Source organism: Paraburkholderia sp. CI3, assembly GCF_050436505.1.
Lineage (GTDB): Bacteria > Pseudomonadota > Gammaproteobacteria > Burkholderiales > Burkholderiaceae > Paraburkholderia > Paraburkholderia tuberum.
Genome location: NZ_JBNDMI010000003.1, coordinates 1,418,272 through 1,436,740 on the forward strand (window position 1 = coordinate 1,418,272; position 18,469 = coordinate 1,436,740).

Annotated in this window: 14 protein-coding genes and 1 pseudogene; 5 read left to right on the plus strand and 10 right to left on the minus strand. The window is 65.7% G+C overall.

Going from position 1 to position 18,469, the window contains the following annotated elements; translation table 11 throughout:
• Positions 1–31: 31 nt before the first annotated feature.
• Both OKW29_RS15175 and OKW29_RS15180 read left to right on the plus strand, forming a co-directional pair.
• Positions 32–448 (plus strand): MarR family winged helix-turn-helix transcriptional regulator, encoded by a 417-nt coding sequence (locus OKW29_RS15175; RefSeq protein ID WP_090807212.1) that lies wholly within the window; start codon positions 32–34, stop codon positions 446–448.
• Between the two features lie 2 nt (positions 449–450).
• A pseudogene (locus OKW29_RS15180) lies at positions 451–1,659 on the plus strand (chloride channel protein); the annotation flags it as partial.
• Between the two features lie 621 nt (positions 1,660–2,280).
• Here the strand turns inward: OKW29_RS15180 and OKW29_RS15185 are convergent.
• Positions 2,281–3,183, minus strand: coding sequence for a glutamate/aspartate ABC transporter substrate-binding protein (locus OKW29_RS15185; protein WP_184063185.1), 903 nt, complete (start codon positions 3,181–3,183; stop codon positions 2,281–2,283).
• A gap of 258 nt (positions 3,184–3,441) precedes the next feature.
• Here OKW29_RS15185 and OKW29_RS15190 point away from each other — a divergent pair, with 258 nt between their 5' ends.
• Positions 3,442–4,065, plus strand: coding sequence for a LysE family translocator (locus OKW29_RS15190; RefSeq protein ID WP_429291620.1), 624 nt, complete (start codon positions 3,442–3,444; stop codon positions 4,063–4,065).
• Between the two features lie 23 nt (positions 4,066–4,088).
• On the opposite strand, the gene OKW29_RS15195 is transcribed toward OKW29_RS15190, so the two are convergent.
• Positions 4,089–5,504, minus strand: a complete 1,416-nt coding sequence (locus OKW29_RS15195) for a PLP-dependent aminotransferase family protein (protein ID WP_429291621.1) — start codon at positions 5,502–5,504, stop codon at positions 4,089–4,091.
• Positions 5,505–5,689: 185 nt separating this feature from the next.
• Here OKW29_RS15195 and OKW29_RS15200 point away from each other — a divergent pair, with 185 nt between their 5' ends.
• Positions 5,690–7,018 carry an aspartate aminotransferase family protein gene (locus OKW29_RS15200; RefSeq protein WP_429291622.1) on the plus strand — a complete coding sequence of 443 codons (1,329 nt, stop codon included), beginning with the start codon at positions 5,690–5,692 and terminating at the stop codon, positions 7,016–7,018.
• A gap of 100 nt (positions 7,019–7,118) precedes the next feature.
• Here OKW29_RS15200 and OKW29_RS15205 read toward each other — a convergent pair whose 3' ends face one another.
• The gene (locus OKW29_RS15205; protein WP_429291623.1) at positions 7,119–7,643 is read right to left on the minus strand and encodes a DUF6496 domain-containing protein; all 525 of its coding nucleotides are present in this window, start codon (positions 7,641–7,643) and stop codon (positions 7,119–7,121) included.
• A 195-nt stretch (positions 7,644–7,838) separates the two neighbouring features.
• On the opposite strand from OKW29_RS15205, the gene OKW29_RS15210 reads away from it, so the two are divergent.
• On the plus strand, positions 7,839–8,090 hold the full coding sequence (locus tag OKW29_RS15210) for a hypothetical protein (protein ID WP_018423554.1): 252 nt from the start codon (positions 7,839–7,841) through the stop codon (positions 8,088–8,090).
• 128 nt (positions 8,091–8,218) lie between these two features.
• Here OKW29_RS15210 and OKW29_RS15215 read toward each other — a convergent pair whose 3' ends face one another.
• From OKW29_RS15215 to OKW29_RS15245, 7 genes are all read right to left on the minus strand, one after another.
• Positions 8,219–9,427, minus strand: a complete 1,209-nt coding sequence (locus OKW29_RS15215; RefSeq protein ID WP_090807229.1) for an ABC transporter substrate-binding protein — start codon at positions 9,425–9,427, stop codon at positions 8,219–8,221.
• Between the two features lie 103 nt (positions 9,428–9,530).
• Positions 9,531–13,178: a molybdopterin cofactor-binding domain-containing protein gene (locus tag OKW29_RS15220; protein ID WP_429291624.1), complete on the minus strand. Its 3,648-nt coding sequence runs from the start codon at positions 13,176–13,178 to the stop codon at positions 9,531–9,533.
• Positions 13,175–13,681 (minus strand): (2Fe-2S)-binding protein, encoded by a 507-nt coding sequence (locus OKW29_RS15225; protein WP_090807233.1) that lies wholly within the window; start codon positions 13,679–13,681, stop codon positions 13,175–13,177. The genes OKW29_RS15220 and OKW29_RS15225 overlap by 4 nt, the downstream gene beginning before the upstream one ends.
• A gap of 31 nt (positions 13,682–13,712) precedes the next feature.
• Positions 13,713–14,912 carry an amidohydrolase family protein gene (locus OKW29_RS15230; protein WP_090807235.1) on the minus strand — a complete coding sequence of 400 codons (1,200 nt, stop codon included), beginning with the start codon at positions 14,910–14,912 and terminating at the stop codon, positions 13,713–13,715.
• A 34-nt stretch (positions 14,913–14,946) separates the two neighbouring features.
• Positions 14,947–15,660 (minus strand): ABC transporter ATP-binding protein, encoded by a 714-nt coding sequence (locus OKW29_RS15235; RefSeq protein ID WP_187618683.1) that lies wholly within the window; start codon positions 15,658–15,660, stop codon positions 14,947–14,949.
• The gene (locus OKW29_RS15240) at positions 15,657–16,466 is read right to left on the minus strand and encodes an ABC transporter ATP-binding protein (protein WP_429291625.1); all 810 of its coding nucleotides are present in this window, start codon (positions 16,464–16,466) and stop codon (positions 15,657–15,659) included. Before OKW29_RS15240 ends, OKW29_RS15235 begins: the two co-directional genes overlap by 4 nt.
• Entirely contained in the window at positions 16,463–18,415 is a 1,953-nt protein-coding gene (locus OKW29_RS15245; RefSeq protein WP_429291626.1) for an ABC transporter permease, read from the minus strand. The genes OKW29_RS15240 and OKW29_RS15245 overlap by 4 nt, the downstream gene beginning before the upstream one ends.
• Positions 18,416–18,469 lie beyond the last annotated feature (54 nt).

Here is an 18,469-nt window from a genome sequence, read left to right on the forward strand (position 1 = left end):
TTTCGGTTTTCTTCACATTGGCGGATTTGCCATGAAAGTACGGACTCGCAAGCTCGTTAAGAGCGATTTCGAGCAGTTGTCGCAGTTTCGCTACCAGATGCGGCGCTTCGAGCGCTTCTCGGAGCAGGCCGCGCAAAGCGAGGGCATCACGCCGTTGCAATACCTGTTGTTGCTGCACATCAAGGGCTATCCGGAGCGCGACTGGGCGACCGTCGGCGAACTCGCGGAGCGTCTGCAGGCGCAACATCACGGCGTCGTCGCGCTGGTATCGCGCTGCGAGGCACTGAATCTCGTGCGCCGCCAGGTCAGCGAGACCGATCGCCGCCAGGTTGAAGTACACCTCGAAAGAGCGGGAGAACGGGTACTCGAACGGCTTGCGGAACTGCATCGCGCCGAATTGAGATCGCTCGAAGGCTCCTTCCAGGTTCCACGGATCGACCTCGACTAACCATGAGCATGGATTCCCACAAACGCGACTTCGCGGCGAATGCACGGCTGCCCGGCATCTTCGCGCTCGCCGCGGGCATCGGCTTCGTCAGCACGATTGCCGCCTTTGTTCTGCTGAACCTGATTCGCCTGTTCACCAATCTGTTTTTCTTCGGCACGCTGTCGTTCGTCGACCGTTCGCCCGCCACCAATACGCTTGGCATTTGGGTGATCGGCGTGCCGGTGACCGGTGGTTTGATCGTCGGACTGATGGCGCGCTTCGGCTCCGAAAAGATTCGCGGCCACGGCATTCCCGAGGCGATCGAGGCGATCCTGTTCGGCAAGAGCAAGATGTCGCCGAAAGTGGCGGTGCTCAAGCCGTTGTCGTCGGACATCGTGATCGGCAGCGGCGGGCCGTTCGGCGCGGAAGGCCCGATCATCATGACCGGCGGCGCGCTCGGCTCGCTGATCGCGCAGTGCGTGAAGGTCACGTCGGCGGAACGCAAGACGCTGCTCGTGGCGGGCGCGGCGGCCGGCATGACCGCGACGCTTGGTGCCACGCTCGGCGCGCCGCTGACGGCCATCGTGTTCGCGTTCGACCTCACGCACGACGCCAACGCGCTATTGCCGCTACTGACGGCAACGCTGATCGCGCACGGCTTCTCCACGGTCGTGATGCGGCGCTCGATCATGACCGAGAAAATCGCGCGACGCGGCTATCACATCTATCGCGAGTACGGCGTCGATCCGCTCGAGCGCCACTATGTCGACGAAGTGATGACCGCCTCGGTCGAATCGGTCGATGCCGCCACGACGGTCGGCGCAACGCTGCAGACGCTGTTCGGCGCGAACCAGCTGCGCCGCGCGTATCCGGTGGTGCGCGACGGCGCGGTGATCGGCGTGGCCGACCGCATGTTGCTCGAACGCTTCTGCGCCGAGGACACGGAACGCAAGCGCGCGATGACGCTCGCCGACGTGTTCGCGCAACACAACACCGCGTTTGCTTTGTCATCCGAAACCTGCCGGCTGGTGGCGACGCGGCTCGCCGTGCTAGGGTTCGAACGCCTGCCGGTGGTCGCCGATCGCAACAGCATGCGTCTGGTGGGGATCGTGTCGCGCAGCGATCTGGTCAAGCCGTCGCTCGCGCACTTCGAAGAAGAACACAAACGGGAACGGTTCCGTCGTATCGGGCCGTCGCTCAGCAAGCGGCGCTTCGCGCCGGTTCGCGCCGGTTCGCGCCGGTTCGTAAAGCCAGCTAAAAAGACCGCCGCAAAAATCAAAGGCCGAGCCCCCGTTAGGGTCTCGGCCTTTTTATTCGCGCATGGAGCTATTTGCCCGCGCCACGCGACTCGACGCAACCCAGCACGAGCGTGTCGCCCGATTTCGCGCCGGGACCCAGCGCCGCAGTGTGGAAGTCCGCGTGGCCGCAATGCCATTCGGCGTGGAAGTCGCGTGGGCATGCCATCGTCGTGCCACCTTTGTGCAGGCCGGGCAGCGCGTAATCGCAAGTTTCCCGTCCGTTGCAATGACGCTCGAGCTCACGAGTCAGGTTGCCGCGCGGTGCGCCGCAATTCTCGCCATAGGTGCCCGATATGATCGTAATCGCGCGCATTTGTGCGTCGGCGTTTGCGGACACCATGAATACGCCGCTTGCCAACGCCAGCGCAGCACGAAGAATTCCACTGGGGAAAATCCGTCCGCGCCGCGAAGATTCCATCGGCCTGTTCACTTTGCACCTCCGTTCCCGCTATAGGCGACGTTCAACCGAAACGCGCCGCCTATAGCCAGGTATAGAGGAAAGAGCAAAAGACTGCCACTAGAAACCATTCCTACGCGCAATCGCGGCCAAAGCCGTTATTCGAGCGCCTTGTCGTTCGGCTGCGCGTACAGCTGCTTCAGCGAATCGCTCATCGGAAAGTCGAAGCTGATGTTTTTCGGCGGCACCGGCTTGATGAACCATCGGTCGTACATCGTGTGGATTTCCGGTCCTTTCATCACCTGTTCGAGCGTGTCGTCGACGAGCTTTCTGAACTCCGGATCGTCGCGTCGCAACATGAAGCCATACGCTTCCGACGATTGCGGCGTGCCGGTGATGATCCAGTCCGACGGCTTCGCGGTCAGCGTGCGCGTGCCGGCCAGCAACACGTCATCCATCATGTACGCGACGGCGCGGCCGCTTTCGAGCGTGAGACGCCCTTCGCCGTAATCTTTCGCGCTGATGATCTGCATGTTCATCTTCTTGTCCTCGTTCATCTTGCGCAGGATGCGCTCGGACGTCGTGCCCTGATTCGTCACGACCGTCTTGCCCGCGAGATCCGGAAAGTCCTTGATGCCCGAGTCCTTGCGCGTGAGAAGACGCGTCGTCGCGACGAAGAACGTGTCGGCGAACGCCACCTGGCTTTGGCGCGCGACGAGATTGGTCGTCACGCCGCATTCGAGATCGACCGTGCCGTTCTGCACGAGCGGAATGCGATTCTGCGAGGTGACCGGGATGAAGCGCACCTTGAGGTCCGGACGCTTCGTTTTCGCCTTGACCGCATCGATGACCTTGTTGCACAGGTCCTGCGAAAAGCCGACCACCTCGTTGTTCGCGTCGACGTACGAGAACGGCACCGACGTCTCGCGATGGCCAATCGCGATCACGCCGCTTCGCTGGATCTTCGCGAGCGTGGACGTCGCGTCCTGCGCAAACGCGCCCGGACTCGCCAACGTTGCCGCCACGAGCATGGCAACAGTGGACCAATTCATCACTTTCATGGGTATCTCCAATCGTGCAGCAGGTTCCTGATGGATGGCGGGCTGCTTCGCCAGCCGTCTACATATGTTGCCATTAAAAAAATAAATGCAACATATGTTAACTACCAAGTGTTGAAACGCCGCGTGGCGACGCTTTCCGGCCAATCAAGTCATCATCGATCCGTACCGGACATCATTTTCAAAACCGTACAGGTACTGTACCGGCCCCTGTCGCTAGAATGAGCCTCATCGTTTTCTGTTGGCGACACCGGAGCCCCCATGTCTTTCGTCACTCTCAGCGCGCTGCCCGCCGGCATCCTGTTCGCGCTCGTCACCTCGATCACGCCCGGTCCGAACAACACGATGCTGCTCGCGTCGGGCGTCAATTTCGGTTTTCGCCGCACGCTGCCCCATCTGTCCGGCATCAGCGTCGGCGTGGTGCTGTTGATGTTGTCGGTCGGCATCGGCCTCGGCGAGGCGTTCGCGCATTTCCCCGTGCTGTACACGGTACTCGAAGTCGTCAGCGTCGCTTATCTGCTGTATCTGGCGTGGAAAATCGGCACGTCGGGCGAACTGAAGCTCAGGAACGGCGAGCGTCGCCCGATGCGCTTTCACGAGGCGATCGCGTTTCAGTGGGTCAATCCGAAGGCGTGGATGATGGTGCTGACCGCCGCGACGACGATTCATCTGAGCAACAGCTTCGGCATGAACGCCGTCGCGATGGCTGCGGTGTTCTATGTGATCGGCTTTCCGTGCATCTGCGTGTGGGCCGGTTTCGGCACCGCGATGCGCGAGGTGCTGTCGAACCCGAAGCGGCTGCGCGTCTTCAACATCGCGATGGCGCTGCTGCTCGTCGCGTCGCTGTATCCGATCGCGCTGAAGCTGATCGGGCACGGCGGCTGAGCTTTCGACGCGCGCCGCCGCGTCTACCACGCCCCCTGCCCGACCCGCTCGATGAAGCGCCACAACGCGTCGTCGCTCGAATACGGCGCGTTGAAGCGGAACCACGCGCTCGGCGCGTCGTCGGGACGGAAGTAGGAGCCCGGTGCGAGCCAGATGCCGTGCGCGAGCGCGGCGGTCGCGACCTCGGCGGCGCGCTCCGCTTCGATCGGCAGACGCGCCAGCATGAAGAGCCCCGCGCGCGGCCGGTGAAACACCTCGAGCCCGAGCGCGTCCAGCCGTTCTTCGAGTGCCACGTGCGCGAGCTTCAGCCGTTCGTTGACCGTCTCGACGTGGCGCGCGTAACGCCCTTCCACCAGCACCTTGTCGACGATCCGCTCGATCGTTTCCGACGACGTCAGCCCCACCGCCATCTTCGTGCGCGCGAGTTCGCGCAGCACCGCCTGCTCGGCCACCACATAGCCGCAGCGCAGCGACGGCGTCACCGTCTTCGAAAAGCCGCCGACGTGCAACACGCGCTGCAAGCCTTCCATCGCCGCCAGTAGCGGCGCGCCGGCCGGCGCGAGTTCGCGGCTCACGTCGTCCTCGATCACCCAGATGCGCTCGCGCTCGGCGATCTGCAGCAAGCGGAACGCGGCCGACATGCCGAAGGTCGCGCCGGTCGGATTCTGGAGCGTGCTGTTGACGAAGATCGCCTTCGGCTTGTGCCGCGCGACCAGCGTTGCGAGAACGTCCGTATCGACGCCGGCCGGCGTGCGCGGCACGCCATGCACGACCAGCCCGGCGAGCTTCAGGATCTGCAGCAGATTGCAGTAGCCGGGATCTTCGACGATCACCGCATCGCCCGCGCGCAGCAGCGTGCGTACGATCAGATCGAGCCCCTGCGTCGCGCCCTGCGTGAGCAGCACGTTCGCGACGTCGACGGGCAGCCCGCGCCGGTCGAGTTGTTCGGCGATGCGCTCGCGCAGCGGCGCGAAGCCGTACGGATGGCCATAGTCGCCGAGCCGCGCGGCCGGCACCCGGCTCAGCGCGCGCAGCGAGTGCTGCAGGCCGCTCTCGTTGGTCCATTCGCTCGGCAGCCAGCCGCAGCCCGCCTTGATCGGCACCGAGTGATCGGCGAACACGTCGGACAGCAGCCACGTCGCGGTCAGGCTCGGCGGCGTCCAGTCGGCGACGGCCGCGCGCGTGGACGGCGAGCGCGCCGCCACCCGATAGCCGGAGCCGCGCCGCGCGACCACGAGGCCCATCGACACCAGCCGGTTGTACGCCTCGGTCACGGTGAAGGTGCTCAGCGCGTGGCTTTGGGCAAGCTGCCGCACCGACGGCAGCAGTGCGCCGGCGCGCAGCGATTGCGAGTCGATCGCGCGCGCGAAGCTCTGCACGACCTGTTCGACGAGCGTCGGCGCCGCGCGCCGGTCGCGTTGAAGGTCCAGTTCGATCATGTTTCGGGCGAAAAACGAGGGGCAAAAAGACGGACCGCGGACCGCCCGCCTACCGGAACAGTTCGCGCGAATCCACCAGCACAGTTGACACCACACTTGGTCAACTGTTTATGCCGCCATTAAACCGCGAGGGCTACAGTTTGGCTACGCTTAAAGCCCCAACCGCGCCACTTCGAGGAGATGCCATGACTTCGCGCCCCGTCATCGACGATCTGTCGTCCTTCTGGATGCCCTTCACCGCCAACCGCCAGTTCAAGGCCGCGCCGCGCCTGCTGGAATCGGCGAAGGGCATGTACTACCGAAGCACCGACGGGCGCGAGATTCTCGACGGTTGCGCCGGGCTGTGGTGCGTGAACGCCGGCCATGGCCGCGATGAAATCATCGCCGCGATCACGCAGCAGCTGTCGACGCTCGACTTCGCGCCGACCTTCCAGATGGGCCACCCGCTCGCGTTCGAAGCGGCGAAGAAGGTTGCCGAGCTGATGCCGGAAGGGCTCGATCGCATCTTCTTCACGAACTCGGGCTCCGAATCGGTCGACACCGCGCTGAAAATCGCGCTCGCCTACCATCGCGCGCGCGGCGAAGGCCAGCGCACGCGTCTGATCGGCCGTGAGCGCGGCTATCACGGCGTCGGTTTCGGCGGGATTTCGGTCGGCGGTATCGCGCCGAATCGCAAGACGTTTTCGGGGGCGCTGTTGCCGGCGGTCGATCATCTGCCGCACACGCACAACCTCGAACACAATGCGTTCTCGAAGGGCCAGCCCGCATGGGGCGCGCATCTGGCCGAGGAGCTGGAGCGCATCGTCGCGCTGCACGACGCTTCGACGATCGCCGCGGTGATCGTCGAACCGGTGGCCGGCTCGACCGGCGTGCTGGTTCCGCCGCAAGGCTATCTGCAGAAGCTGCGCGAGATCTGCACGAAGCACGGCATCCTGCTGATCTTCGACGAGGTGATCACGGGCTTTGGCCGCCTCGGCAAGGCGACCGCGAGCGAACACTTCGGCGTCACGCCGGACCTGATCACGCTGGCGAAGGCGATCAACAACGCGTCGATTCCGATGGGCGCGGTCGCGGCGAGCCGCACGATCCACGACACGATAGTCGGCAGCGGCGCGGCGGGCGCGATCGAGCTGTTCCACGGCTACACGTACTCGGCGCATCCGGCGGCTGCCGCGGCCGCGATCGCGACGCTCGATCTGTACCGCCGTGACCAGTTGTTCGAGCGCGCGGCCAGCCTCGCGCCGACGTTCGAAGCTGCCGCGCATGGGCTGCGCGGCGCGAAGCACGTGAAGGACGTGCGCAATCTCGGCCTCGTCGCGGGCATCGAGCTCGAATCGCGCGACGGAGCGCCGGGCGCGCGTGCCTACGAGGCGTTCGTCAAATGCTTCGAGGCAGGCGTGCTGATCCGTTTCACCGGCGACATCCTCGCGTTCTCGCCGCCGCTGATCATCGACGAAGAACAGATCGCGCGGCTCTTCCGCACCGTTGGCGAGGTGCTGGCGACGGTGCAGTAAGAAGGCGCGCAAGCGCGCCACCAGGCGACGACGAAAGAGCGGCGGCACGCGCATGCGTGCGCCGCTCTTTTTTATTGCTGCCGCTTTGCGAGCCGCAAGCTCAGTGATGCGCGCGCGAGGCCCGCGTTTGCGCGGCCTTTTTCGCGGCAGCGGAGCGTCCAGCCGCGCCCTTCGTCGCAGCGGCCTTTTTGGCTGCGGCCGAGCGGCTCGCGGCTGGCCGCTTGGCCGCCGCCGACTTCGCCTGCTTCGACATCGCCGCCGACGACGCCCCGGCCGTGCTCTCGCGCTTGAGCACGCTCTCCGACACACGCGAGCGTTTCGCGCTCGACTCCTTGCTCGCACTCTTCTTCGCGGCGCCTTCGTGCTTGCCCGCCGCGCTGTCCTTCTGCGCTTTCTTGCGGGTCGCCTCGCTCGTGGCGCCCTTCTTCGGCGGCTTTAGGTCGACGCCCGCGCGCCGCGCCTCGGACAGCCCGATCGCGATCGCCTGCTTCGGCGAGCGCACGCCGTGCTTGCCGGCGCGGACCTTGTCCACCTGTTCCTTGACGAACTCTCCCGCTTGAGTACTCGCTGATTTGCCGGCGCGTTTATCGGCCGCGGCACGCTTCAAGGTTTTCTGCTCTGGCATGACGGTTCTCCGGTTGTGGGTGAGTCTCTATCATTGAGCAACGAGCGTGCCGGAGCGCCCATCCGCGCCATGGTCCGGCGGCGGTTGCGCGGCGGGACTCGCGTGCGTCGGCAGGACGGCGTATGGTTGTGGACAGGGGACGGGAGTAAGCGCCGAAGCGCTAACTCAAATCGACCGCCTTGCATGGAGACAGCCATGAAGATAGTTACGGTTCGCGCTGGCACACATATCGAGGGCGTGCACTGGATCGCCGAGTACGTCGAGGACGTCCACGAAATTCGCGTGTTCCGCGAGGGGCAGGAAGTGGACGTGCACAACGCGCCGTCCACACTGTTCGGCGATGAAGAAAACGCGGGCTCGAAAAACACCGCCGATCATCGCGCGATGGAAGCGGCCGTGCTCGCTTATCTGAAGCGCTTCGTCACGGAGCACGACGCGGAAGAGTAGGTTTCGCCGACGGCAACCGCCGTTTTCAAAGCCGCCCGCTCGTGGCAAAAGCCGCTGCGGACGTGCATTCACCAACACTCGCGCGGCTATTGCGCGGCAGTCACGACGGACCGCCGCGCGCCACGTCCTCAATCCGCCGGGCGCAGTTTCTTCACCTCGGCGTCCGATGGCTGCACGCTCGCGCCATCCACATAGCGGTACGACGTCATCACACCCTTGCCGTCCTTCACGCCGGTCACGCCGACATACGCGCCCATCGTCGACTGATTGTCCTGCGCGCGGTACATGATCGGGCCGAAGGGCGTCTGCACGTTGAGCCCCTTGAACGCGGCGGCGAGTTTGTCCGGATCGGTCGAACCCGCCTTCTTGATGCCGTCCGCGATCGACATCAGCGCTGAATAGCCGACCACCGAGCCCAGCCGCGGATAGTCGTGATATTTCGCCTGATACGTGTCGACGAACTGCTTGTTCGCGGCCGTATCGATCGAATACCACGGGTAGCCGGTCACGATCCAGCCTGTCGGCGCTTCGGCGCCGAGCGGATCGAGGTAGTCGGGCTCGCCGGTCAGGAGCGACACCACCGCGCGATCCTTGAAGAGCCCGCGCGTATTGCCCTCGCGCACGAACTTGCCGAGGTCGGCGCCGAACAGCACGTTGAAGATCGCGTCGGGCTTCGCGTCGGCGATCGCCTGGGTCACGGCGCCCGCGTCGACGTTGCCGAGCGGCGTCGCCTGTTCGACGACGAACTGCACGTCCGGCTGCGCGGCCGTCAGCAGCTTCTTGAAGGTCGCCACCGCCGATTGTCCGTACTCGTAGTTCGGATACACGATCGCCCAGCGCTTCTTCTTCAGCTTCGCGGCCTCGGGCACCAGCATCGCGACCTGCATGTAGGTCGAAGGACGCAGACGGTACGTGTATTTGTTGCCATCGGCCCAGACGATCTTGTCGGTCAGCGGTTCGGCCGCGAGGAAGAAGATCTTCTTCTGCTTCGCGAAGTCGGCGAGCGCGAGGCCCGTGTTCGACAGGAAGCCGCCGAACAGCACCTGCACCTGCTCGCGCGCGATCAGCTCCTGGGCGACGCGGATCGTGTCGCCGGGGTTGCCGTTGTCGTCGCGCGAAATAACTTCGAGCTGCTTGCCGAGCACGCCACCCGCCGCGTTCACCTGCTCGAGTGCGAGATTCCAGCCTTGCTTGTAAGGCCCGAGAAAGGCAGGCTGCGCCTTGTAGCTATTGATCTCACCGATCTTGATGGTCTGCTGTGCGCTCGCGCCGAGCGCGGCAAACGAGCACACGGTCGACACCATGAGGCGAGAGATCCATCCTGCGCGCGTGGTCATGCGTTTCTCCGTTATCAGAAGGAATGGTGGTTTTAGTCAGACATGCGAACGTGAGGACGTGCAAGCGCGTGGACCTGCGCACCTTCGGACGACGGCTGGCGGCTCATTGCTCGCGCGGTTCCGCGCGGATTCTGGCCACGTTCGCGGCGACGTCCTGCCATGCCGGCTTGCCGCCCGCGAACTGCGCGCGCAGGAACGACACGAGCTCGGCGACCTGGGCGTCGTTGAAACTGTCGCGGTAAGCCGGCATCGTACCGAGTTCGGGCCGCGCAGGCGAGCCGATGCCGTCGAGAATCACGCGAATCAGGTTGTCCGGCGTCGCGCCGTGCAGGTTCGTGTTCAGCGCCAGCGACGGATGTGCGCCGAACAACTGAGGTCCGCTGCCAGCGTGATGGCACGCGGCGCACGCGCCGTCGAAAAGCCGCGCACCCGCCGTGACCGGCGCGCCCGTCATCGCGCTGGCCTGTTCGTATTCGCGCGCGGTTGCGGCCGGATCGGCGTTCGGCTCCAGCGGATTGAGCGACGCGAGATAGACGGCCATCGCGCGGATATCGCTGTCGGGCAGCGCCGCCAGATCGCCGATCACCGGCGCCATCGGCCCGGCCGCGACGCCGTGCAACGGCGCGTGACCGTCGCGCAGATAGCGGAACAGTTCGTCCTCGCTCCACGGCACCGGCGCATTCGACAACGCCGACAGCGCGGGCGCTTCCCAGCCCTCGGCGCTGCCTCCGCCCATGAACGCCGCGCCGGTTTTCTCGGCGCCGAACGCGTTGCGCGGCGTGTGGCACGCGCTGCAATGGCCAAGGCCATTCACCAGATACGCGCCGCGATTCCATTGCGCGCTCTGCGCGGGGTTGGCGGTAAACGCGGTGCGGCCGAGAAACAGGCCGTTCCATGCAGCCATCAGCGGACGCACGCTGAAAGGAAACGCGAGCTTCGTTTCGGGCGGCCGGCTGCGCACCGGCGTTTGCGACATCAGATACGCGTAGAGCGCGTGCAGATCGTCATCGGAAATGTTCTGGAACGACGTGTACGGAAACGCCGGATACAGCCGATGACCGTCGCGGCTGATGCCGTGCCGCATCGCGCGCACGAACGCTTCGAGCGACCAGTGGCCGATCCCGGTCTGGCCGTCGGGCGTGAGGTTGGTGCTGTAGACGATGCCGAACGGGGTCGCGAGCGGCTTGCCGCCGGCGTTCGGCACGCCGTTGTGGGCGGTATGGCAAATCGCGCAATTGCCGAGCGACGCGAGCAGCTTGCCGCGCGCGACCAGTTCCGGCGCAAACGCGCTTGCAAGCGGCGGCGTGATCGGCGCAAGCGGCGCGCTGGAAACCGAGGCGAACGACAGCGCGCCAAGCCAGCCGACCGCGCCCGCGGCCAACCAGCCGAAAAAGCCGCGCCGCCAGCGCTTTTTCCTGCGCGCCGCCGCCGCGTCTTCCGCCTGCGCGTCGGCGAGCGCGGCGCGGATCTTTTCCGGCGTGAACGGCGGGCGACGGAAACGCACCCCCGTCGCGTCGTACAGCGCGTTGGCGATGGCGGCCGCGCCGGGCAGCGACGCCGACTCGCCCGCGCCCATCGGCGGCTCGCCGTGGCGCGGCATCATCACGACGTCGATCACCGGCACTTCGCGGAACGTCAGGATCGGATACGCGCCCCACTCCTGGCTCGTCACCGCGTTGTCGCCGAACCTGACCTGCTCCTTCAGCGCGCGGCTCGTCGTCTGGATCACGTTGCCGTGAATCTGGTGACGCACGCCATCGGGATTGACCATCGTGCCGGTGTCCTGGCCGACCACGACGCGCGTGACCGCCAGTTCGCCGCTGTTGCGATCGACTTCGACGTCGGCGACCCACGCGGACCATGCGGCGCCGAACCCCGGGAATCTGCTGTGCACGTAGCGTGCGTACGCGATGCCGCGGCCGCGCGCGATGTTGCCGTCTTCGTCGTCCTCGCCGCGCGTTCTGAACGCAGGTTCGCGCGGTTCCCACCCGGCTTTCGCCGCGACCGCCTTGACGAGGTCGATCGCGCGCGGATCGGTCAGATGCCTGAGGCGGAATTCGACCGGATCGACGCCGGCCTGCTCGGCCAGTTCGTCGATGAACGACTCGTGCGCGAACGTGTTCGGCAACGCAGACACACCGCGCAGCCACGCGGCGCGCACGATCGGCGGCGTGTCGTCGCAGACGATGCGCATGCTGCGATAGTCGTACGGCGGCACGGCCGTGCGGTCGCCCATCTCGAACACCTGCGGCTGCGCGGGAATCGTGCCGGTCAGCAGCAGCGCGAGCGTGGGGGCGTCGTTCGACGGATAGCGCGTCGCAAAGTCGTAGGCGGCCAGTTCGCCTTCGGCGGTGAGCGCGCCGCGTACGTCCATCAGTTGCGCGGCGCCCTTCGGTTCCCACGCGTGTTCGTCCTCGCGCGATAGCTGCACGCGCACCGGCGCGCCGACCGCGCGCGACAGCAGCGCGGCGTCGGCGGCGACGTCGTCAGCGCAATTTCGTCCGTAGCAGCCCGCCGCATCCATCCGCACGATGTCGATGCGCGCTTCGTCGAGTGTCAGCAATAACGCGAGGTCGGCGCGCAGCGAATGCGGGTTCTGCGTGCCGGACCAGATTTTCAGCTTCGTGTCGTCGCCGTCTCCGTTGCGATAGTCCGCGACCGCGCACGACGGGCCGATCGATGCGTGCATCTGGAACGGCCACACGTAAGTGCGTTCCAACATGCGCGACGGGTCTTGCGCGAACGCCGCATCCACGTCGCCTTCGATCACCAGATCGCGCCGCGTCGCCGGATTCGCGCGCAACGCCGCTTCGACCTGCTCGCTCGTGTCGAGCGGCGGCAGGCCATCGACCGTTTTCCAGCGCACGTCGAGCCGCTGCGCCGCCTGTTGCGCAATCTCCTCACGCTCGGCGACGACGCCGACGAAATCGCGAATCACGACCACCTTGACGATGCCAGGCAAATTGCGAATCGCCGCTTCGTTCACTTCCAGCAGGCTATGCCCGATGAACTCACCCTGCGCGACGCCCGCATAAGGCGGCCGCACCACGCGTCCATGCAGCATGCCGGGCACGCGCACATCGTGCACGAAGCTCAGCTCACCGGTCGCCTTCGCGGGAATGTCGACACGCGGCGCGCTTTTACCGACGACGCGATACGTGTGCGGCGGTTTCAACGGCGCATCGGCCGACAGCAGCAGTTCGACACGCTGGCCTTTGATCAGCTCGCCATAGTGAATGCCCTGCGCCGGGTCGCCATCGCGTGGAAACACGCGGCTGTCCTGCACGTCGAGATCGTTCGCTTCTACATTCAGGCGCGCGGCCGCTTGCGCGACCAGATACTGACGCGCTTGCGCCGCCGCCTGCCGCAGCGGCACCGCCGAAATCTGGATCGTCGCGCTGGCGATCGTCGGTCCCTGGTTCGGCGTTTCGCCGGTATGGCCGAGCACGATCGACACACGCGTCAGCGGCACATCGAGTTCTTCCGCAACGATCTGCGCGAGCGCGGTGCCGATGCCGGTGCCCAGGTCCACGTGACCGTTGAACGCGACCACGCTGCCATCGTCTCGCACGACCAGAAACAGATCCGCCTCGGTCGGCACGAGCGAAGAACGCGAACCCGGCTGGCCGCGCGCGGCCTTGACCGGTGCATGCGGCGGCCGCGCGACGATCAGCACGCTGTGCGCGTCGTACAACTGCTTGCGCGACGGCGTCGCGCCACGACGATCGACGCTGAAGTCCGGCCCGGTCATACGCGCGCTCCGTCGTCCACGTCCGTTTGCGCGTCGAGCAATTGCGCCGCGCGCTGCACCGCGCGCACGATCTCGACATGCGTGCCGCAACGACACAGATTGCGCGACAACTCGCGCTGGATCGTCGCGACGCTCGGATGCGGATCGCGATCGAGCAGCGCCTTCGCGGTCATGATCATGCCGTTCAGGCAGTAGCCGCATTGCGCGGCCTGTTCGTCGATGAACGCCTGCTGCACCGGATGCAACGCGGTGCGCGTGCCGAGCCCTTCGAGCGTCGTGATCTCGCGGCCCAGCGCGACTTCGGCGGTCGTCACGCAGGCGCGCGTCGGCATGCCGTCGAGCAGCACGGTGCAGGCGCCGCATTCGCCGAGACCGCAACCGAACTTCGGCCCGTTCAGCGCGAGATCGTTGCGCAGCAAGTAGAGCAGCGGTGTCTGCGCCGCCGCGCTGACCACATGCGTTGCGCCGTTCACCTTCAGCACGAGCTGCGCGGCGCGGTTCATCATGATGCGAGCACCCTGTCGTGCCGCGCTTTCACAGCACCACCGGCACTTCGGTCGCGGGCGGCGTATTGCGGCTGCGCCGGCAGCGGATCAGACCATCGATCATCACCATCCCCACACCCGGAATATCGCCGAGCTGCACGCTTTCGAGCAGCGTGTCGGCGGCCGTATGCTGCGCGCGGTCCATGAACACGAGATCGGCGGGACGGCCCACCTCGATCAGCCCCTGGCGCAGGTGGCGCTGCCGTGCGGTATTGCCGGTCGCAAAGCAGAACGCGATTTCGGCGGGGACGTCGGCGAGGCTCGAGATCAGCGCGATCATGCGCAGAATGCCGAGCGGTTGCACGCCGGAGCCGGCCGGGCTATCGGTGCCGAGAATGATCCGGTGCGGGCATTTCAGTTCGATCGCATGGCGCGCGGTCAGCAACGCGATCCGCTCGTTGCCGTTGTGGACGATTTCGAGCGCGCGGCTCGACTGCTCGCACAGATCGCACACGTGCCGGTACGACAGCGACGTATGGCCGCCATTGACGTGGCCGATCACATCGGCATCGGCGGCGAGCACCACGTCCCGATCGATCAGGCCGGAGCCCGGAATCGACGGACCGCCCGTGTGAATCGTGCTCTGGATACCGTACTTGCGCGCCCACGCGACCATCTGTTGCGCTTCCTCGCCGCCCTTCACGCTGCCGAGGCCGACTTCGCCGAGCAGCTTCACACCGGCTTCGGACAGCTCCTTGAAGTCCTGCTCGACCATGCCCTTCTCGATCACCGGCGCGCCCGCCAGCACCTTGACGCCGCCGCCGACGCCGGCCGCGCGCATGCCGTCGAACGAGCGCTGCGCGGTGATCGCGAGCGCCTTCACGCCGAGCACGTCTTTCGGACGGCCAGGCAAATGCACTTCGCCGGCCGAGATCATCGTCGTCACACCGCCGTTCAGATTCGACTCGATCCAGCCGAGCTGATTCTGGCGCGGCGTCCAGTCGCCGAACACCGGATGCACGTGCGAGTCGATCAGGCCCGGGGCGACCGTCGTGCCCTTGCAGTCGACCGTCGTGCGCGCGCCTTCGAGATCGCAGTCTTTCTCGCGGCCGAGCGCGACGATCACGCCGTCGTCGATCACCAGCGTGTCCGCGTCGAGAATCGGCTGATCGATATCGCCCGACAGCAGCAGCCCGATGTTCGTTACCGCGACCTTGCCCGACAAGCCTGTCAACGTCTCTGCCGCCATCTGCCTCTCCTTTCGCCGACACTACCCGATGAATTCACACGCTCAGATAAGCGCGCCTCACTGTTTCGTTCCGTGCGAGTTCGCCGATCGTCCCGCTGAAACGGATCTGCCCTTTCTCGAGCACATACGCGCGGTCGCTGACCAGCTCGGCGAAGTGCAGATTCTGTTCGGATAACAGAATGGATAGCCCTTCGCGTTTCAGTTCGAGAATCATGTTCGCCATCTGCTCGACGATCACCGGCGCGACGCCTTCGGACGGTTCGTCGAGCAGCACCAGATACGGATTGCCCATTAGCGTGCGCGACACGGTCAGCATCTGCTGCTCGCCGCCGCTCATCTGGCCGCCGGGGCGCTTCGGCATTTCGCCGAGATTCGGAAACAGGTGGAACAGCTTGTCGGGCGTCCATTGCGGCGCGCCTTCGCGCGGCGGCTGGCGGCCCGTGTCGAGGTTTTCCATCACCGTCAGGTCCGCGAACACGCGGCGGTCCTCGGGCACGAAACCAACGCCCATGCGCGCGATCTTGTACGGCGCGAGCGCGCTGATGTTCTGGCCGCGAAACGTCACTTCACCGTGGCGGCGCGGCAGCAGTCCCATCACCGCTTTCATCGTCGTCGATTTGCCGGCGCCGTTGCGGCCCATCAGCGCGACCACCTCGCCGCGGCCGACTTCGAGGCCGACGTCGAACAGGATGTGCGCGCGACCGTAGAACGCATTGAGGCCGGAGACTTTCAGCATCGGTTCGCTCATTGCAATGCTCCACGATCCCGCGCGCTGCCCGACGCGTCTTGCAGTGGCGCGTGCGGCCGGAACGTCTTGCCGGTGCCGAAATAGACCTCCTGCACGCGTGCGTCGTTGCGGATCGTGTCGGCGTCGCCTTCGGCGATCAGCTTGCCGCGCGCGAGCACGATCATCCGGTCGGCGTACGCGAATACGACGTCCATGCTGTGTTCGGTGAACAGCACGCCGATCTTGTGTTCGGTCACCAGACGCCTGGTCAACGCCATCAATTCGTTGCGCTCCTTCGGCGCCATGCCGGCGGTCGGTTCGTCCATCAACAGCAGCTTTGGCCGGTTCGCGAGCGCGATCGCAAGCTCGACGCGCTTCACGTCGCCATACGCGAGCACGCCGCACGCGCGCTTCGCGTGCGCGCCCATGCCGACCTGTTCGAGCAGCGTGAACGCTTCGTCGGCATGGTGCGAGCCCGCTGGCTTCCAGAGGCCGAAGGTCTTTTTCTCGCGCGACACCAGCGCCATTTGCACGTTTTCGAGCACCGTCATCGAGTTGAACGTCGCGGCGATCTGGAACGTGCGGCCGACGCCGCGCCGCCAGATATCGCGCGGCCGCATGCCGACGAGTTCATGACCGTCGAGCAGAATTGATCCCGACGACGGCTGCAACTGGCCGTTGACCATGTTGAAACAAGTCGATTTGCCCGCGCCGTTGGGGCCGAGCAGCGCCAGCAGTTGACCCGCTTCGAGATCGAACGAAACGTTATCGACCGCCTTCAGTCCTCCGAACGATCTCGACAGACCGCTTACGCGCAGCAGGCTCATAGCCCCTCCTTGACCGCGGCGGCCCGTTGCGACGGCGACGCGGCGCCGCCGTTGGTCTTGTCGGCCTGATCGCCGTTCGCCTCGCCGAAACGCTCGCGAATGAAGCCGACGATACCCTGCGGAAACGCGATCACCAGCAGCAGGATCGCGAGGCCGAGCAGCGCCTGCCAGTAGTCGGTCTGTCGCGCGACCGTGTCCTGCAGCCACGTAAACACGGCCGCGCCGACGATCGGCCCGCTCAACGTCTGCAAGCCGCCGAGCAGCACCATCACGAGGCCATCGACCGAGCGGCTCACGCTGATCACTTCGGGCGAGATGTTGCCCTTCGAAAACGCGTACAGCGATCCGGCGAGTCCGCAGAACAGCGCCGCGATCACGAACGACGCCCACTGAACCCGCTTCACGTCGATGCCGATCGCCTCGGCGCGTAGCGCGGAATCGCGCGACGCGCGCATCGCATAGCCGAGCGGCGAGAACAGCATGCGGCGCAGCAGCCACACGCCGAGCACCGCGCACGCGAGCGTCAGGTAGTAGAACGCGACCGGCGAAGACAGCCAGTTCGACGGCCATAGACCGAGAATGCCGTTGCTGCCGCCCGTCACGTCGTCCCACTGGAACACGACCGACCAGACGATCTGCGCGAACGCGAGCGTCAGCATCGCCAGATAGACACCGGACAGGCGCACGCAGAACCAGCCGAACACGAGCGCGCCCACCACCGCGAGCAGTGGCCCGAGCAGCAACGCGGCTTCCATCGGCAGATTCAGCACTTTGAGAAACAGCGCCGCGCCGTAAGCGCCAAGTCCAAAGTACGCGGCATGGCCAAACGAATGCAGGCCGCCCGGACCCATGATGAAATGCAGACTCGCCGCGAACAGCACCGCAATCAGGATTTCAACCAGCAGCACCGGCATATACGGAAACGCGTTGGCCGCGAGCGGTGCCAGAACCAGCACCAGCAACACGAAGGCGGCCAGCCTCTTCAGACGCCTGCCCGCCGGACGCAATGGCGTTTCCGGCGTACCCATCGCGCGCACCGCGGCGCTCGCGCGGCCGAGCAGACCCCAAGGCCGCACCACCAGCACGACCGCCATCACGACGAATTCGGCCACCAGCGTGAAGCGGCTCAGCGATAAACCGATGCCGAAGATCGTCACGTGCCCGATACCGATGCACAGCGCCTTGATCTCGGCGATCAGCAACGCCGCGACGAATGCGCCCGGAATCGAACCCATGCCACCGACCACGACGACCACGAACGCATTGCCGATCGTCTCGAGGTCGAGCGACAGGTTCGCCGACATGCGCGGCCCTTGCAGCGCGCCGCCGAGTCCCGCGAGAAACGCGCCGACGAAGAACACGCCGGTAAACAGCCACGCCTGATTGATGCCGAGCGCGCCGAGCATCTCGCGATCCTGCGTCGCGGCGCGCACGAGCGTGCCCCAACGCGTGCGCGTCAACGCGTACCACAGCAGCAGCAAGACGACCGGACCGATCACGATCAGCGCGATGTCGTACGTGGGCAGCGGATGGCCGAGAAAGTCGACCGCGCCCGCGAGATGCGGCGCGCGCGGGCCGAACAGATCCTCCGGGCCCCAAAGCCATAGCGCGGCGTCGCGAAAGATCAGCACGAGCGCAAACGTGGCGAGCAGATGGAATAACTCCGGCGCCTGATAGATCCGCCGCAACACGACGATCTCGACGAGCGCGCCCAACACCGCGACCGCGAGCGCGGCGGCGAGCACCGACAGCCAGAAGCCGCCCGCCGTGTGGCCAAAGCGGCTCGCGATGCTATACGCGACGTAAATGCCGAACATATAGAACGAGCCGTGCGCAAAGTTGACGATGCGCGTCACGCCGAAGATCAACGACAAACCGGCGGCGACCAGAAACAGCGTCGACGCGTCGGCGAGTCCATTGACCAGTTGTACCAGCAGATTCGAAAGCATCGCGACCCTCGGCAGCTCGCCGAACGGCGCGCGCGCAACATGCGCAGCGGCCCG

Bases quoted from the DNA above. Each gene is read 5' to 3' on its own strand.
- OKW29_RS15190 (WP_429291620.1), top strand. From the start codon at position 3,442: ATGTCTTTCGTCACTCTCAGCGCGCTGCCCGCCGGCATCCTGTTCGCG.
- OKW29_RS15230 (WP_090807235.1), bottom strand. From the start codon at position 14,912: ATGGCGGCAGAGACGTTGACAGGCTTGTCGGGCAAGGTCGCGGTAACG.
- OKW29_RS15185 (WP_184063185.1), bottom strand. From the start codon at position 3,183: ATGAAAGTGATGAATTGGTCCACTGTTGCCATGCTCGTGGCGGCAACG.
- OKW29_RS15210 (WP_018423554.1), top strand. From the start codon at position 7,839: ATGAAGATAGTTACGGTTCGCGCTGGCACACATATCGAGGGCGTGCAC.
- OKW29_RS15175 (WP_090807212.1), top strand. From the start codon at position 32: ATGAAAGTACGGACTCGCAAGCTCGTTAAGAGCGATTTCGAGCAGTTG.
- OKW29_RS15245 (WP_429291626.1), bottom strand. From the start codon at position 18,415: ATGCTTTCGAATCTGCTGGTACAACTGGTCAATGGACTCGCCGACGCG.
- OKW29_RS15225 (WP_090807233.1), bottom strand. From the start codon at position 13,681: ATGAACCGCGCCGCGCAGCTCGTGCTGAAGGTGAACGGCGCAACGCAT.
- OKW29_RS15240 (WP_429291625.1), bottom strand. From the start codon at position 16,466: ATGAGCCTGCTGCGCGTAAGCGGTCTGTCGAGATCGTTCGGAGGACTG.
- OKW29_RS15205 (WP_429291623.1), bottom strand. From the start codon at position 7,643: ATGCCAGAGCAGAAAACCTTGAAGCGTGCCGCGGCCGATAAACGCGCC.
- OKW29_RS15200 (WP_429291622.1), top strand. From the start codon at position 5,690: ATGACTTCGCGCCCCGTCATCGACGATCTGTCGTCCTTCTGGATGCCC.
- OKW29_RS15215 (WP_090807229.1), bottom strand. From the start codon at position 9,427: ATGACCACGCGCGCAGGATGGATCTCTCGCCTCATGGTGTCGACCGTG.
- OKW29_RS15195 (WP_429291621.1), bottom strand. From the start codon at position 5,504: ATGATCGAACTGGACCTTCAACGCGACCGGCGCGCGGCGCCGACGCTC.
- OKW29_RS15235 (WP_187618683.1), bottom strand. From the start codon at position 15,660: ATGAGCGAACCGATGCTGAAAGTCTCCGGCCTCAATGCGTTCTACGGT.
- OKW29_RS15220 (WP_429291624.1), bottom strand. From the start codon at position 13,178: ATGACCGGGCCGGACTTCAGCGTCGATCGTCGTGGCGCGACGCCGTCG.